11 protein-coding genes are annotated in these 13,734 nt (G+C 71.4%); 3 read left to right on the forward strand and 8 right to left on the reverse strand.

Translation table 11 applies throughout. The features are described from left to right. Window positions 1-109: 109 nt before the first annotated feature. The 3 genes from glmM to rplM all read right to left on the reverse strand — a co-directional run bounded on the left by glmM (window position 110) and on the right by rplM (window position 2,601). Window positions 110-1,444, reverse strand: a complete 1,335-nt coding sequence (gene glmM / locus ACWEF6_RS31720) for a phosphoglucosamine mutase (protein WP_449686310.1) — start codon at window positions 1,442-1,444, stop codon at window positions 110-112. Window positions 1,445-1,633: 189 nt separating this feature from the next. Then, entirely contained in the window at window positions 1,634-2,134 is a 501-nt protein-coding gene (gene rpsI, locus ACWEF6_RS31725) for a 30S ribosomal protein S9 (protein WP_310967646.1), read from the reverse strand. Between the two features lie 14 nt (window positions 2,135-2,148). Then, the gene (rplM, locus tag ACWEF6_RS31730) at window positions 2,149-2,601 is read right to left on the reverse strand and encodes a 50S ribosomal protein L13 (protein ID WP_449686311.1); all 453 of its coding nucleotides are present in this window, start codon (window positions 2,599-2,601) and stop codon (window positions 2,149-2,151) included. 261 nt (window positions 2,602-2,862) lie between these two features. Between rplM and ACWEF6_RS31735 the strand changes: the two genes are divergently transcribed. Then, window positions 2,863-3,756 carry a hypothetical protein gene (locus tag ACWEF6_RS31735; protein ID WP_449686312.1) on the forward strand — a complete coding sequence of 298 codons (894 nt, stop codon included), beginning with the start codon at window positions 2,863-2,865 and terminating at the stop codon, window positions 3,754-3,756. Between the two features lie 29 nt (window positions 3,757-3,785). Then, window positions 3,786-4,478, forward strand: coding sequence for a DUF4333 domain-containing protein (locus ACWEF6_RS31740; RefSeq protein WP_449686313.1), 693 nt, complete (start codon window positions 3,786-3,788; stop codon window positions 4,476-4,478). Between the two features lie 78 nt (window positions 4,479-4,556). Here the strand turns inward: ACWEF6_RS31740 and ACWEF6_RS31745 are convergent, their stop codons facing one another. From ACWEF6_RS31745 to eccCa, 5 genes are all read right to left on the reverse strand, one after another. Then, window positions 4,557-4,850, reverse strand: a complete 294-nt coding sequence (locus tag ACWEF6_RS31745; protein ID WP_449686314.1) for a WXG100 family type VII secretion target — start codon at window positions 4,848-4,850, stop codon at window positions 4,557-4,559. Between the two features lie 57 nt (window positions 4,851-4,907). Next, window positions 4,908-5,234: a WXG100 family type VII secretion target gene (locus tag ACWEF6_RS31750; RefSeq protein ID WP_449686315.1), complete on the reverse strand. Its 327-nt coding sequence runs from the start codon at window positions 5,232-5,234 to the stop codon at window positions 4,908-4,910. Window positions 5,235-5,490: 256 nt separating this feature from the next. Then, window positions 5,491-5,838 (reverse strand): hypothetical protein, encoded by a 348-nt coding sequence (locus ACWEF6_RS31755; protein WP_449686316.1) that lies wholly within the window; start codon window positions 5,836-5,838, stop codon window positions 5,491-5,493. Between the two features lie 14 nt (window positions 5,839-5,852). Next, a complete protein-coding gene (locus ACWEF6_RS31760; protein WP_449686335.1) occupies window positions 5,853-7,949 on the reverse strand; it encodes a type VII secretion-associated protein in 2,097 nt (698 codons plus the stop codon). A 103-nt stretch (window positions 7,950-8,052) separates the two neighbouring features. After that, window positions 8,053-12,063, reverse strand: coding sequence for a type VII secretion protein EccCa (eccCa, locus tag ACWEF6_RS31765; protein WP_449686317.1), 4,011 nt, complete (start codon window positions 12,061-12,063; stop codon window positions 8,053-8,055). A 306-nt stretch (window positions 12,064-12,369) separates the two neighbouring features. Between eccCa and eccD the strand changes: the two genes are divergently transcribed. Then, window positions 12,370-13,734, forward strand: coding sequence for a type VII secretion integral membrane protein EccD (eccD, locus tag ACWEF6_RS31770; RefSeq protein ID WP_449686318.1), 1,365 nt, complete (start codon window positions 12,370-12,372; stop codon window positions 13,732-13,734).

The following is a 13,734-nucleotide window of genomic DNA, read 5'->3' on the forward strand; positions in this document are numbered from 1 at the left end:
TGGGCCCCTCCCCCTTCACCCCCCCCCGGTTGTCCCCGGGTTGGGCTCCGGCCCTGTTTTTGTTGTGTGGTAAGGCGGGTTAGAACCCGCCTTACCACTCACGAGGGGGTCAGGAAACGGCTGAGACGACGCCGGCCAGGCGGTCGGCCGCGGCCTGGGCGGTGGCGACCGCCGGGGCCTCGACCATCACGCGGACCAGCTGCTCGGTGCCGGACGGGCGCAGCAGCACCCGGCCCTCCTCGCCCAGTTCGGCCTCGACCTCGCCGACGGCCGTGCGGACCTCGGAGGAGTCGGCGACCGCGGCCTTGTCGGCCACCGGGACGTTGACCAGCACCTGCGGCAGCCGGTTCATCACCGCGGCCAGGTCGGCCAGGGACTTGCCCGTCTCGGCCATCCGGCTCATCAGGCGCAGCGCGGTCAGCAGGCCGTCGCCGGTGGTGGCGTGGGCCGGGAGCACGACGTGGCCGGACTGCTCGCCGCCGAGCGCGAAGCCGCTCGCGCGCAGCTCCTCGAGGACGTACCGGTCGCCGACCGCGGTCGTCACGACGTTGATGCTGTGGGCCTTCATGGCCAGGTGCAGGCCGAGGTTGCTCATCACGGTCGCGACCAGCGTGTCCTTGGTCAGCTCGCCCGCCTCGGCCAGCGCCAGCGCCAGGACCGCCATGATCTGGTCGCCGTCCACCAGCTCGCCGGCGGAGTCGACGGCCACGCAGCGGTCGGCGTCGCCGTCGTGGGCGATGCCGAGGTCGGCGCCGTGCTCGACGACGGCCTTGCGCAGGTTCTCCGGGTGGTTGGAGCCGCAGTGCTCGTTGATGTTGACGCCGTCCGGCTCGGCGAACAGCGCGACGACCTCGGCACCCGCCCGGCGGTAGATCTCGGGCGCGGCCGCCGACGACGCCCCGTTCGCGCAGTCGACGACGACCTTCAGCCCGGCGAGCGGGTGCGGCGTCGCGTCGACCAGGTGGGCGGCGTAGCGGTCGAGGGCGTCCTCGACGTCGGTGACGCGGCCCACACCGGCGCCGGTCGGGCGGACCTTGCCGTCCGCGAGGCCGGCTTCGATCTCGTCCTCGATGCCGTCGGGGAGCTTGTGCCCGCCCGCGGCGAAGAGCTTGATGCCGTTGTCGGGCATCGGGTTGTGCGACGCGGAGATCATCACGCCGAGATCGGCTTCGAGCGCGCCGACCAGGTAGGCGACGGCCGGCGTGGGCAGCACCCCGACGCGGCGCACGTCGGCCCCGGCGGACGTGAGGCCCGCCACGACCGCGGCTTCCAGCATCTCGCCGCTGGCGCGCGGGTCACGGCCGACGACCGCGACCGGCCGGTGCGAGCGGTCGTGCGCGGCGAGCACCCGGGCGGCACTGGCCGCCAGCGCCATGGCCAGCTCCGGCGTCAGCTCGGCGTTGGCCAGGCCACGGACCCCGTCGGTACCGAACAGGCGTGCCATCGATCGACCTCCTCAAAACGGTCACGACCACGCGACCACCACGACAACCTAGCGACCCTGACGGACCGCGTTCCCCCACCCCGGTGATGTCGCTCGGCGTTCCGGAAACGACACACGACCCGGGAAAAACGCCGGAGCGCCCATCCGATGGACGGATGGGCGCTCCGGTGGGTTGCGCCAGGGGCGCGATCAGCGCTTGCTGTACTGCGGGGCCTTGCGGGCCTTCTTGAGGCCGTACTTCTTCCGCTCCGTGGCGCGCGCGTCACGGGTCAGGAAGCCGGCCTTCTTGAGGGCCGGGCGGTCGTCGGCGTCGACCTCGACGAGCGCGCGGGCGATCGCCAGGCGCAGCGCGCCGGCCTGACCGGAGACGCCGCCGCCCTTGAGGTTGGCGAAGATGTCGAAGGAGTCCGGCTTCTCGACCGTGACCAGCGGCTCCTTGATGAGCTGCTGGTGCACCTTGTTCGGGAAGTACTCCTCGAGGGTGCGGCCGTTGAGCTTGAACTCACCGGTGCCCGGGACGACCCGCACGCGGACGACGGCTTCCTTGCGGCGGCCGACGGTCTGGGCGTTGCCGCCGGCGGCCCGCGACGGGCGCGGCGCGGCGGGGGTCTCGCTGGTCGCGACGGCGCCGGTCTCGGTCGCCTCGGTGGTCTCGACGACCTCGGGGGCCTCGGTCTCGGTGCTGGTCACAGACTGTTCCTCACTCACTGCGCGACCTGCGCGATCTTGGTGATCTCGCGCGCCTGCGGCTGCTGCGCGGCGTGCGGGTGCTGCGGGCCGGCGTACACCTTCAGCTTCTTCGCCTGGGCGCGGCCGAGCTTGTTCTTCGGCAGCATGCCCTTGACGACCTTCTCGACAAGGTGCTCGGGCTTGGTGTCCAGCAGCTCGCCGAACGAGCGCCTCCGCAGACCGCCCGGGTAACCGCTGTGCCGGTACGCGAACTTCTGCTCGCGCTTGTTACCGGTGAGCGCGACCTTCTCGGCGTTGACGATGATGACGAAGTCACCGGTGTCCACGTGCGGGGCGTAGGTCGGCTTGTGCTTGCCGCGCAGCAGCGTGGCGACCTCGGTCGCCAGCCGTCCGAGCACGACATCCTCGGCGTCGATCACGTGCCAGGCACGAGTGACGTCGCCGGGCTTGGGGCTGTACGTGGGCAAGGGTCTACCTCGTCGTCAACATTGCGTGTGGGTTCTGTGCGGGCCTAGCGCTTACGCGCCGCAGCGCACAACGACATATGAAGATACCCCCACGGTCACCGCACCCGCGCATCGGGGGTGGTGGAAGCGCCCATATTAGGCTCCGAGCGGCCCGGGCGCAGCGGGGACCCTACCGGATTTTTCCCGCCGAAGCGCCTGCACGCGCCACCGCGACACGCGAGGATGGGGCCATCCGGGCGACACGGCTGAGCAGGGGACGGTATGAGCAAACGACCGACGGCGATCTTCGTCCTGGGTGCCCTGCTGGCCCTGGTCAGCGCCTGCGGCACGGCGAAGGCGGGCACGGCGCTGCCGAAGGGCGACGACGCGGCGGACTACGTCGGCGCCAAGTTCGAGCAGGTCATCGGCAAGCTCGGCGACACCATCACCGACTCGCGCGACGTCACCAACTCGCTGGACGCCTACTTCAAGTTCGACGACAAGTGGATCCACAGCACGGTGACGTCGGCGCGCACCGGCAGCCCGGAGAGCCGGGCGGTGCGGCACCGGTCGCAGAAGAACCCGGACGAGATCATCGACACGTACACGCCCGCGGACGGCACGGTCGAGTACACCTACCTCGGCCCGATGTACGTGCAGAAGGGCGTCTCGCCGACGGCGTGGGTGTCGATGCCGAAGCCGGAGGGCGGCCTGGTCCTCCCGTGCGTCTGGGGCGGCGTGCTGACGCCGTGCCGGATGGCGGATTCGACCGTGCAGGCCTACCAGGCCGACAAGCGGGCGGTCCGCGGGGCGAAGAGCCTCGGCGACGGCAAGACCGCGCTGACCGTCAACGTGCCGTTCGAGATCTTCGTCAAGAACAAGGTCGAGATCCTGCCGCCGAGCCTGACGGACAAGATCGGGCCGGAGCTGAAGAAGGCCGCGGTCCCGGCGACGATCACGCTGAACCCCGACGGCAGCCTGGTCTCCTTCGTGATGGAGGCCAAGTTCTCCGGCGACGGCCACCAGCTCGAGCTCAAGTACGAGTTCCGGTTCACCGGCAAGGCGAGCCAGCAGGACATGCCGAAGCTGCCGGACGCGAGCCAGATCACGGTGCTGCCCGACCGGGCGGCGATGGACGACTTCTACCGCCGGCTCGGCGAAGCGCAGGGCAGCTGAGGCGTGACCACGACCCGAGGTGATTCCCGATGACACCACCGTCCCAGCCGCCCGACCCGCAGCAGCCGCAGTGGTGGCAGCCGCCGGCTTCCGGCGCCGCCCCGCAGCCGGGCGCGTGGCAGCCCGAGCAGCAGGCGACCGGTCCGCACGCCGGGCAGTGGCAGCAGAACGCCGACCCCGGCGCTTCGGGCGCCTACACCGGTGCGTGGAACCCGGGACAGCCGTCGGGTTCGTTCTCCGGGCCGTGGCAGCCGGGGCCGCCGAGCGGGCCGTGGCAGCCGCCGTCCCAGCCGACGCCGTCCCAGCCGACGCCGACGCCGGGCCACGGGCAGCCGCAGTACGGCGGCGGGTTCCAGCCGGCGCAGTACGGCGGTCTGGGCGCGTTCCCGGCCGAGTCGGCGAAGAAGCCGAAGTCGAAGAAGCCGGCGCTGATCGCGGTGGCCGCGGTCCTGGTGCTCGCGGCCGGCGGCGGTGCGGCGTGGCTGCTGGGCGCGTTCCGCGGGGACGTGCTGGAGCAACAGTCCCTTCAGGACGGTGTGGTCAAGGTCCTGAACGAGAACTACGGCGAGCCGGACGTGAAGGACGCGCAGTGCCCGGCGAACGAAGCCGCCCGGAACGGCACGACGTTCGACTGCACGGTGACCATCGGCGGGCAGCCGAAGAAGGTGACGGTGCGGGTGCTCAACGACCGGCCCGAGTACGAGGTCGGCGCTCCCCACTGAATTCGCATTGCCGTACAACAGAAAACGGCGGGCCCCGCACCGGAGTGCGGGCCCGCCGTGGTTTCCGGGGCTACCGGCTCAGAACAGGCCTTCGACGGCGTTGTCCGTCGTCTGGTAGCCGTCGGCGATCTGCGGCAGGGCGGCGGCGATCTGCGCCAGAACCTGCTTCAGGTCCTCGAACTTCTGGTCCCAGGTGCGCTGGGCAGCGTCGTACTGCTCCTTCGCGGAACCGGTCCAGGTGGTGGTCAGCGGACGCAGGTCGTCCTTGAGGCGGTCGAACGCGGACTGCAGCTCGCCGCCCGTCTGCGTGCAGTCGTCCGCGGCAGCGCGGATGGTGGCGTAATTGACGACAATGCCGGCGCCATCAGGCATGACTTACTCCTTTTGAGCTGAAGATTTCGGGTGGTCGAGAAAGGATTCGGGAGGTGCTCAGCCGAGAGCGTCGAAGCCGCGGTTGACGGCGCCGAGGATCTCCTGCTGCTGCTGCTCGGAACGCTCGTACTTGGAGCCGGCCTCGCGGAGCAGCTCACCGATGCGCTGCAGGGCCTGCGCCATGCCGCGGGCGTCCTCGTCGAAGCGCAGCATCACGTGGTCGAAAGCCTTCTTCGCCTCACCCTGCCACCCGGCGCGGGTCGCCTCGATGCGGTCGCGCAGCGTCGAGAGGTTCTGGTCCATCTGGGCCCGGACCTCGGTGACGCGTCCCTCGGCCTCGGTGAACTGAGCAACTGTCCCTTGGAATCCCTGTCCGGCGCTCATACCGGTACCCCCTTCATAAAGAGTGGTGGTTGTCCGTACCAAGCTTGTTCGTTCGTACGGCCCTACGACGCAGACACTGCCACGTCCGGTTCCCCCTTGTCGTGCTTTGCCCCGAAGTAGTTGCTTGCGTTAACGCCCGCCGGGGGAACCGATCGCCGCGGGTGTCCGGGAACCACCTCGAACCGGTGACACATCACCCGGCAATGCGTTCTCCACCAGCGGGATTAGCACGCGCACAGCAACGGCGGCGCGAGTTTCACCGGTCGCGCTGCATGATTCGCATCTGGGAAAAGTCTTCGTCGTCGTCACCCGATCGAGGGGCTCGCGACTGGGATTGCGAACGCGAAGGAACCGGATCGGGAACCGCGGGAACCGTGAGCCCCCGCGCGCGGCGGAACCGTTCGGCGGCCGCGCGCAGCGTTCCCGGGGTCGGGTCGCCGGACTTCGGGCCGCGCCCGCTCTGCTTCAGCAGTTCGGCGTTCTCGCTGTGCTGCCGCCGGCTGCGGGCGAGCGCGTTCCCGGCGACCCGCCGCGAATGCGTCACCGCGTCCTGGCCGAGGCGCTTGAAGGACGCGGCGGCGCTTTCGAATTCCGCGGACGGCACCGCGCGCCCTCCTCTCAGTTCAGGATTTCCGCCGTGCGCACGGCTTGCGCGCACGCGGCGGCGACCCGCTCGCGCAGCGGGGCGGTGGCGTACTGGCAGCCGACGTGGACGCGGATCCGGCCCTTCGCCACGACGTACCAGTCGACCTGGAGATCGGACCGGTCCGGCTTGGTCTCGTGGTAGCCGATCACGGTCTTGCCGGCGTAGGACAGGTCCGGGTTGTACGCGCTCCAGCGTTCCGGCGCCCGTTCGGCGAGCTGCCGGAGCTCGTCGACGAGCTTCTGCCGGTCCGCCGTCGCGTCGTAGTCCATGACGTACTCCTGCGCGACCACGAGGTCGTTGCCGTCCCGGGACTCCTGCGGGTGGATCACGACCTGCTTCTCGGCGACCCGGTCGTCGGTCTGGACCCAGTCCTCCGGGGCGACGAACCTGAAGTCGTACTGCGAAAGCGTCCGGCCGCTCTCCGTCTGGTCCCCGGAGCCCTTGAACACGAAGATCCCGGCGACGACGAGCGCGGCGACGACGACCACCGCGACGGCCCCCCACAGCTTCCGGCGGTTCTTCGCCTCCGGTTCGGGGGCGGGCCGCGGGCCGGTGGCGGGCCCCGGCGGGTTCGGCCGGGCGGGCGGCGTCCACGGCCGGGCCACCGGCTGCCCGTGGGGCGGCGACGGCGGGGCCGCGCGGTTCGGGAACCCGGCCGGCCCGGGCGGGCCCGGCGCGGCGACCGGGGTGCGCGGCGGTGCCGGGCGCTGGCTTCCGTCCCCCGGGCGCTGGCCGCCGTCCCCCGGGCGCTGGCCTCCGTCGCCCGGGCGGAAACCGACGTCACCCGGGCGCTGGCTTCCGTCACCCGGGCGCGGGGCGACGTCGCCGGGGCGGACGACCTCCGTGCGCTGCGCCGCCGGGCCGAGGTTCGCGCCCGGAACCGCGCCCAGCCGGGCCATCGCTTCGCCGGGCAGCGCGCCGGTGCGGTCCGGGTCCACCAGGACCGCCCGCAGCGCGCCGCGCGCGACGACCGTCTCGGGCTGGTCGAGGCTCGTCGGCACGACGCCGGTGCGTTCGTGCACCAGCCGGGAGATCATCGGGATCCGGCTCGACCCGCCGACCAGGAAGATCGCCGTGAGCTGCTTCGGCCGCAGGCCGGCGTCGCCGATCGCGGCGACCGTCAGCTCGACGGCCCGGCCCAGCGGGGCCGCGATCAGCCGCTCGAGGTCTTCGCGCGTGACGTGCGCGTCGGCGAACGGCGGCGGCATCGGCACGTCGGTGTAAGCGTGCCGCGACAACGTCTCCTTCGCGCCCCGCACGTCCTGGCGCAGCACGCGGCGACGGCGCCGGTCGGCCAGCTCACGGCCTTCGACGAGCTCGCGCCAGGCGTCCGGATCCGCCGCGGAGACCAGCGAACCGACGTGTTCGAGCAGGGCCTGGTCGATGTCGGCGCCACCGAAGCTGGGGTCACCCCGGGTGGCGAGCACCTGGAAACCGCCGCGCTGCGGGCGGCCGGCCCGGTCCCGCGCGGTCTCCGGCAGCCGCCGCACCACGCTGACGTCGACCGTGCCGCCGCCGAGGTCCAGCACCGCGAGCGCGTCGCCGGGGCGCCCGCTGAACTCGACGGTGCGGTCGTTGGTCACGTCCTGCGGCGCGAACGTCGCCGCGTGGTACACCGCCGCCGCGACGGGCTCCGGCACCAGCGCGACCTCGCGCGCCAGCCCGCCGGCGGCCTGCCGCAGCAGCCGGGTGCGGATGGCACCCCAGTCCGCGGGGTGGGTCAGCACGAGCAGGTCGACTTCGGCGTCCCCGGCCAGGCGGCGCGCTTCGGACACCGCGCGCCCCAGCACGGCGTGCACGACGTCGGTCACCCGCAGCACGTTCTCGCCGAGCAGCAGCTCGCCCTCGTCGATCCGCCGCTTCGGGTTCGGCTCGTACCGCGACGGGTCGACCGCCGCCTGCCGCTCGGCCTCCTGGCCGACGAACAGCGTGCCGTCGGCCGCCGCGTACACGGCCGAGGACATCAGCGGCTGGCCGTCGATCACCACGACCTGCGGCTCGCGCCCGTTCACCGAGGCGACGACGCAGGTGCTCGATGTCCCGAAGTCCACCGCAACCCGGACCGTCACCAGCAGCTCCCGCAATCGTGTTCGGGCTTCCTTGCGCCCCACCGGGACGCGCACCCGGGGAGGAACCTACCCACCCCGCCGGGAGCGCGTCCGGCCGCCGTCGTCAGTCGGGCTGGATCCACGACACCTGGATGAGCTGCTTGCCGTTCTTCCGGGTCAGCAGGTTGCCCCGGCCCGGCGGCATCGCGCTCGGCTTGATGTTGCCGACCAGCGCACCTTCGTCGCGCGAGCCGTTCATCACCATGCCCGGGGCCGCGATCTCCTTGAGCTTGCCGATGATCGGGTCGTACATCGCCTTCGACGCGCCACCGGTGCGCCGCACCACGACCAGGTGCAGGCCGACGTCCTTGGCCTGCGGCAGGAAGTCGGAGATCTTCCGCAGCGGGTTGTTCGTCGACGTGGCCACCAGGTCGTAGTCGTCGACGAGGATGAACAGCTCCGGGCCCTTCCACCAGGACCGCGTCTTCAGCTGCTCCTGCGTGACGTCCGGGCCCGGGAGGCGGCGGGTCATCGAGTTGAAGACGTCGCCGACCATGCTCTCCAGCTGCGCGGACGAGACCGCGTACCCGAGGAGCGAGTCGCCCTGGATGAAGCCGAGCATCGTGCGCCGGTAGTCGACCAGCAGGATCAGCGCTTCCTTGGCGGTGTAGCGCTCCGAGATGCCCCGGGCGATCTGCCGCAGCAGGTTCGTCTTGCCCGACTCGCCGTCCGCGAAGGCGTAGAAGTGCGGCTCGGCGTTGAAGTCGATGTAGATCGGCTGCAGGTCCTCTTCGTTGACGCCGATCGGGATCAGCTTCGAGTCCCGTGCGGAGTCGAGCTTGAGCACCTCTTCGTAGGTGATCAGCTCCGGCAGCAGGCGGACCTGCGGGGCGGCCCGGCCGCGCCAGGCGCCCTTGATCTTCGCCACCGCGTCGGCCACGCCGGCCGCGATCGTCTCCGGGTCGCTGGAGCCGTCGATCCGCGGGAGGCCGCCCAGCATGTGCAGCTTCTCGCGGGTCAAGCCGCGGCCCGGCCGCCCGGCCGGGATGTTCACCGCGACGCGCCGGTCGATGTCGGACTCGGTCGGGTCACCGAGGCGCAGCTCGAACCGGGTGCCCAGCATGTCCTTGATCGCCGGGCGGATGTCGGCCCACCGGTTGGCGGCGATGACGACGTGCACGCCGTAGGACAGACCCTGGGTGGCGAGCCGGGTGATCGTGGTTTCGAGCTCTTCGAAGTCGTCGCGCAGGGCCCGCCAGTTGTCGACGACCAGGAACGCGTCGCCGAACGGGTCCTGGTCCGGCCGGATCTCGCCGCGGCGCTTGCGGTTGCGGAACTCGGTCATCGAGTCGATGCCCATCGCCCCGAACCGGCCTTCCCGCTCGGTGAGCAGGGTGGTCAGCTCGGCCACGATCCGGCGGGCCTTGTCCGGCTCGCGCCGGGCCACCGCGACCCCGCCGACGTGCGGCAGGTCGGCCAGACCGGCCAGGGTGCCACCACCGAGGTCGAGGCAGTAGAACTGCGCTTCCTCCGGGGTGTGCGTCAGCGCCATCGACATGATCAGCGTCCGCAGCATGGTCGACTTGCCGGTCTGCGGGCCGCCGACGATCACGCCGTGCCCCGCCGCACCGGCGAAGTCCGCCCACAGCGGGTCACGCCGCTGCTCGTACGGCCGGTCGATGATGCCCAGCGGCACCTGCAGCCGCCCGTTGCCGAAGTAGCCCACCGGGGAGAGGCCGCGGTCGTCGGTCGGGTTCAGGTTGGGCAGCAGCGTGTCGAGCGAGTTCGGGTCCTTCAGCGGCGGCAGCCACACCTCGTGCGCCGGCGGGCCCTGGCCCACCAGGCGCGAGACGATGACGTCGAGCTCGCTGGGTTCGACCGCCTCTTCGGACTGCGGCTGCTGCTGGACCGGCGCCTCGATCTGCTGCGGCTCCGGCTCCTTCGGCAGCTCGACGAAGTCCGGGACGAACAGCTGCGGCCGCTTGTCCGCGCGGACCACGGTCGCCGCGGGGCCGGCCACCTTGAGACCGGCCGGCCGGTACGGGCCCGAGACGTAGGACGCCTTGAACCGCACCAGCGTCGAGGTGTCGTACTTGAGGTAGCCACCACCGGGGACCGACGGCAGCTCGAACGCGTCCGGCACGCCGATCGCGGCGCGGGATTCCGCCGCCGAGAACGTCTTGAGGCCGATCCGGTACGACAGGTGCGAGTCGAGACCGCGCAGCTTGCCCTCTTCGAGGCGCTGCGAGGCGAGCAGCATGTGCATCTGCAGCGACCGGCCCAGCCGGCCGATGGCGACGAACAGGTCGATGAAGTCCGGCTTCGCGCTCAGCAGCTCGGAGAACTCGTCGCAGACGATGAAGAGGGCAGGCAGCGGGTCGAGGTCCGCGCCGTTTTCACGCGCCTTCTCGTATTCCCAGACGTTCTTGAAGTTGCCGCCGTTCTTCAGCGCTTCCTGCCGCCGGTTCATCTCGCCGGCCAGCGCGTCCTTCATGCGGTCGACCAGGGTGACCTCGTCCGCGAGGTTGGTGATGACCGCGGAGACGTGCGGGGCCTTGTCGAGGCCGAGGAACGTCGCGCCACCCTTGAAGTCGACGAGGACGAAGTTCAGCGTGCTCGACGAGTGCGTCGCCAGCAGGCCCAGCACCAGCGTGCGGAGGAACTCCGACTTGCCGGAACCGGTGGCGCCGATGCAGAGGCCGTGCGGCCCCATGCCCTCGGCGGCGGCTTCCTTGATGTCCAGCTCGACCGGCTGGCCGTACTCGCCGACGCCGAACGGGACGCGGTAGCGGTCGCGGATCGGCCGCGGCCGCCACGCCTGCTGGACGTCGAAGGTCATCGGGTCGCCGGGGATGCCGAGCAGCTCCAGCAGCGACGGGTTGGACAGCAGCGGCTCTTCGTCGCCGACGTCCTGGCCCGCGGCGCCGCCGACGCGGTACGGCGAGATGAGCCGGGCCAGCGACTCGGTCTCGACCAGGCTGAGGGTGTCCGGGCGGCCGAACCACTCGACACCGCCGGCGCTGCGCGCGCCCAGCCTCTCGGGCTCGACGACCAGCCGGAGGCCGCGGCGGGCGGCGAGGTTGCCGAGGGAGTCGGACAGGTCGATCAGCGTGACGCCGACCAGGCCCTCTTCCAGGACGATCTGCTCTTCGCGGGTGACCTCGGCGTCGTCGATGATGATCACGACGTGCGGCTGGTCCGGCGCCGGCGTGGCGTTGCGGGAGAAGCGCTGGCGGTCACGCAGTTCTTCGTCGAGCCAGTCTTCGATCTGGGCCAGCGAGCCGGCCATCATGCGGAGCTGGCCGATGCCGTCGGACAGCGTGGGGTGCTGGACGTGCGGCAGCCACTTCGCCCACTCCCACTCCTCCTTCGCGCGACCCGCGGTGGCGACCGCGATCAGCACGTCGTCGGGGCTGTGGAAGGAAACGAGCTGCGCGAGCATGGCGCGGGTGAGGCCCCGGGTCAGCGCGCGGTCGCCCTGCATGCTGACCGCGGCGAACCCGCGGAGGGTGATCTGGGTCGGCAGGTCCGGCACGATCGAGTGCGCGCGCACGAACCGGCGCAGCGCGAGGGTGGCGATCGGTTCCAGCTCGTCGACGGGGCCGGTCTGGGGCGGGACCAGCCGCGTGGCGAGCCGGTGTGAACTGCGCCCGACGCGCAGGTGCAGGAAGTCCTGGTCGTTCTGCCGGCGTTCCCACATCCGGCGGCTGGCGGCCAGCGACCACAGCGACTGCGGGTCCGGGTGCACCCATTCCAGGGCGGCGCGCTGGTCGACCATGGCCTCGCGGGCGCGGTCACGCATCTGGCCCAGGTAACGCAGGTAGTCCTTGCGGTCCTCGTCCATCTCCGCGCGCTTGGCGCCGCCGCCCTTGCCGCCACCGCCGGCCATCATCCCGAGCGTCCCGACGACCATCATGCCGCCCATGGCCATCATCATCGGGTTCCGGTTGCTGGCCTGGAACATGAAGACCATCATCCCGAGCGACGCGACGATCATGACGACCGGAAGCGCCTTCATCACGATGTTCCCGGGGATCACCCGGGGTACCTCGGGCGGCGGCTCGAGGTGCACCTCACCGCCCGGCGGCCGCGGTGCGGCCAGCCGCGGCGACTTCTTGAACTGCAGCGTGCTCATCGAAGGACCCCTCATTCAAACTCGACGATGGCGGCCACCGCGTCGGTGCGCGACCAACCTATCGAACGCCCTCGTGGAATTCCGCCGGATGCCGGAACCGCCCGGGAACGCTGCCCGATCGTCGTGAGGACAGTGTACGGCCCGGCACCGACAGTAATGGCGGTTCGGCGGCCCTGAGCTGCGGCAGCCGGTGAATTTCGGACGTTCGATGATGCCCGCGGGCGGCTTCGGTATAAGTTCCCCCGGGAGACGTCTCATCAGAGCGGGGGCAGTGCAGTGGCTACGGGCACGACAGTTTTCAGCAGGGTGACGGTCGTCGCACCGTCCACCCGGATCGACGTGGCGCTGCCCGCCGACGTCGCGGTGGCCGATCTGCTGCCGATGCTGCTGGACATGGCCAAGGAAACCGCGCCCGACGGCGGGGCCCGCCACGGCGGCTGGGCGCTGGCGAAGCTCGGGGACGCCCCGCTCGACCCGAGCCGCACGCTGGCCTCGCTCGGCGTCGTCGACGGTGAGCTGCTCCAGCTGCGCAAGCGCAACGAAAACCCGCCGCCGCCGCTGTACGACGACGTCGTCGACGCCATCGCCGAGTCCTCCCCCGACAGCTTCCGCCCCTGGACCAAGGAAACCGCGAACCGGTTCGGGCACGTCGCGGGCGGGCTGGCGCTGTTCGCCGCCGCCGTCGCGCTGTTCATGAGCGGCTCCTTCTACGGCGGCAGCGCGCTGGGCGCGGCCATCGCCGGCGGCATCGGCGCCATCGCCTGCGTCGCGGTCGGCGCCACGCTCGCCAAGGGCTACCAGGCCGAACCCACCGGCGTGCTGATCGCCGCGGCGGGCGGGCTGCCGCTGGCCTTCGTCAGCGGCTTCTACATCGTGCCCGGGCTGTCGCTGCGGGCGAACCTGCTGCTCGGCGCGGTCCTGGTGATCATCGTCGCCTCGGTGTGCATCATGGTCATCGGCGCCGGCATCACGACGTTCATCGCCGCGGCCACCGCGGGCACGTTCGGCGCGCTGGCCTTCCTGTTCGGCACGCTCGTCGCGCACCCGGCGCCCGGGATCGCGGCCGGCACCGTCGCGGTCGCCCTCGCCTGCATCTCGATCCTCCCGCGCGCCACCATCTGGCTCGCGAAGCTGCCGCTGCCGCACGTGCCGAGCAACGCCGAAGAGCTGAAGGAAGACTCCGGCTTCCCCGACTACCGGGCGATCGAGCGTCGCACGGCGATCGCGCACAACTACATGACCGGCCTGATGGTCGGCTGCGGTGCCACGGTGGCCGTCTCGGCGATCATCGCGGCGACCGCGCCCGGCGCGTTCGGGATCATCCTCGGCGTCGTCGCGACGCTCGTGCTGCTGCTGCGCGCCCGCGCGTACGCCAACGGCAGCCAGGCGATCGCCCTGCTCACCACGGGCCTGGTCTCGGCCACCGGGATCGCCGTCGGCTGGCTGGTCTCGGCGAGCGCCCAGAACCGCCTGCTCTACGTCTTCGGCCTGCTGATCCTGCTCGCCGCGGGCGCGCTCGTCGTCGGCGTGATCTTCCCGAACCAGCGGTTCTCGCCGCCGCTGCGGCGCACGGTGGAGATCATCGAAGCGATCTGCATCGCCTCCGTGCTGCCCCTAGCCCTCGGTGTGATGGACCTCTACACCACCCTGCGGCACCTGAACTTCAAGTGA

The sequence above is a fragment of the Amycolatopsis sp. NPDC004772 genome (assembly GCF_053601215.1).

Excerpts from the sequence above, each read along its gene's own strand:
- ACWEF6_RS31740 (WP_449686313.1), top strand. The coding sequence starts at position 3,786 with ATGACACCACCGTCCCAGCCGCCCGACCCGCAGCAGCCGCAGTGGTGG.
- ACWEF6_RS31735 (WP_449686312.1), top strand. The coding sequence starts at position 2,863 with ATGAGCAAACGACCGACGGCGATCTTCGTCCTGGGTGCCCTGCTGGCC.
- eccCa (WP_449686317.1), bottom strand. The coding sequence starts at position 12,063 with ATGAGCACGCTGCAGTTCAAGAAGTCGCCGCGGCTGGCCGCACCGCGG.
- glmM (WP_449686310.1), bottom strand. The coding sequence starts at position 1,444 with ATGGCACGCCTGTTCGGTACCGACGGGGTCCGTGGCCTGGCCAACGCC.
- ACWEF6_RS31750 (WP_449686315.1), bottom strand. The coding sequence starts at position 5,234 with ATGAGCGCCGGACAGGGATTCCAAGGGACAGTTGCTCAGTTCACCGAG.
- ACWEF6_RS31745 (WP_449686314.1), bottom strand. The coding sequence starts at position 4,850 with ATGCCTGATGGCGCCGGCATTGTCGTCAATTACGCCACCATCCGCGCT.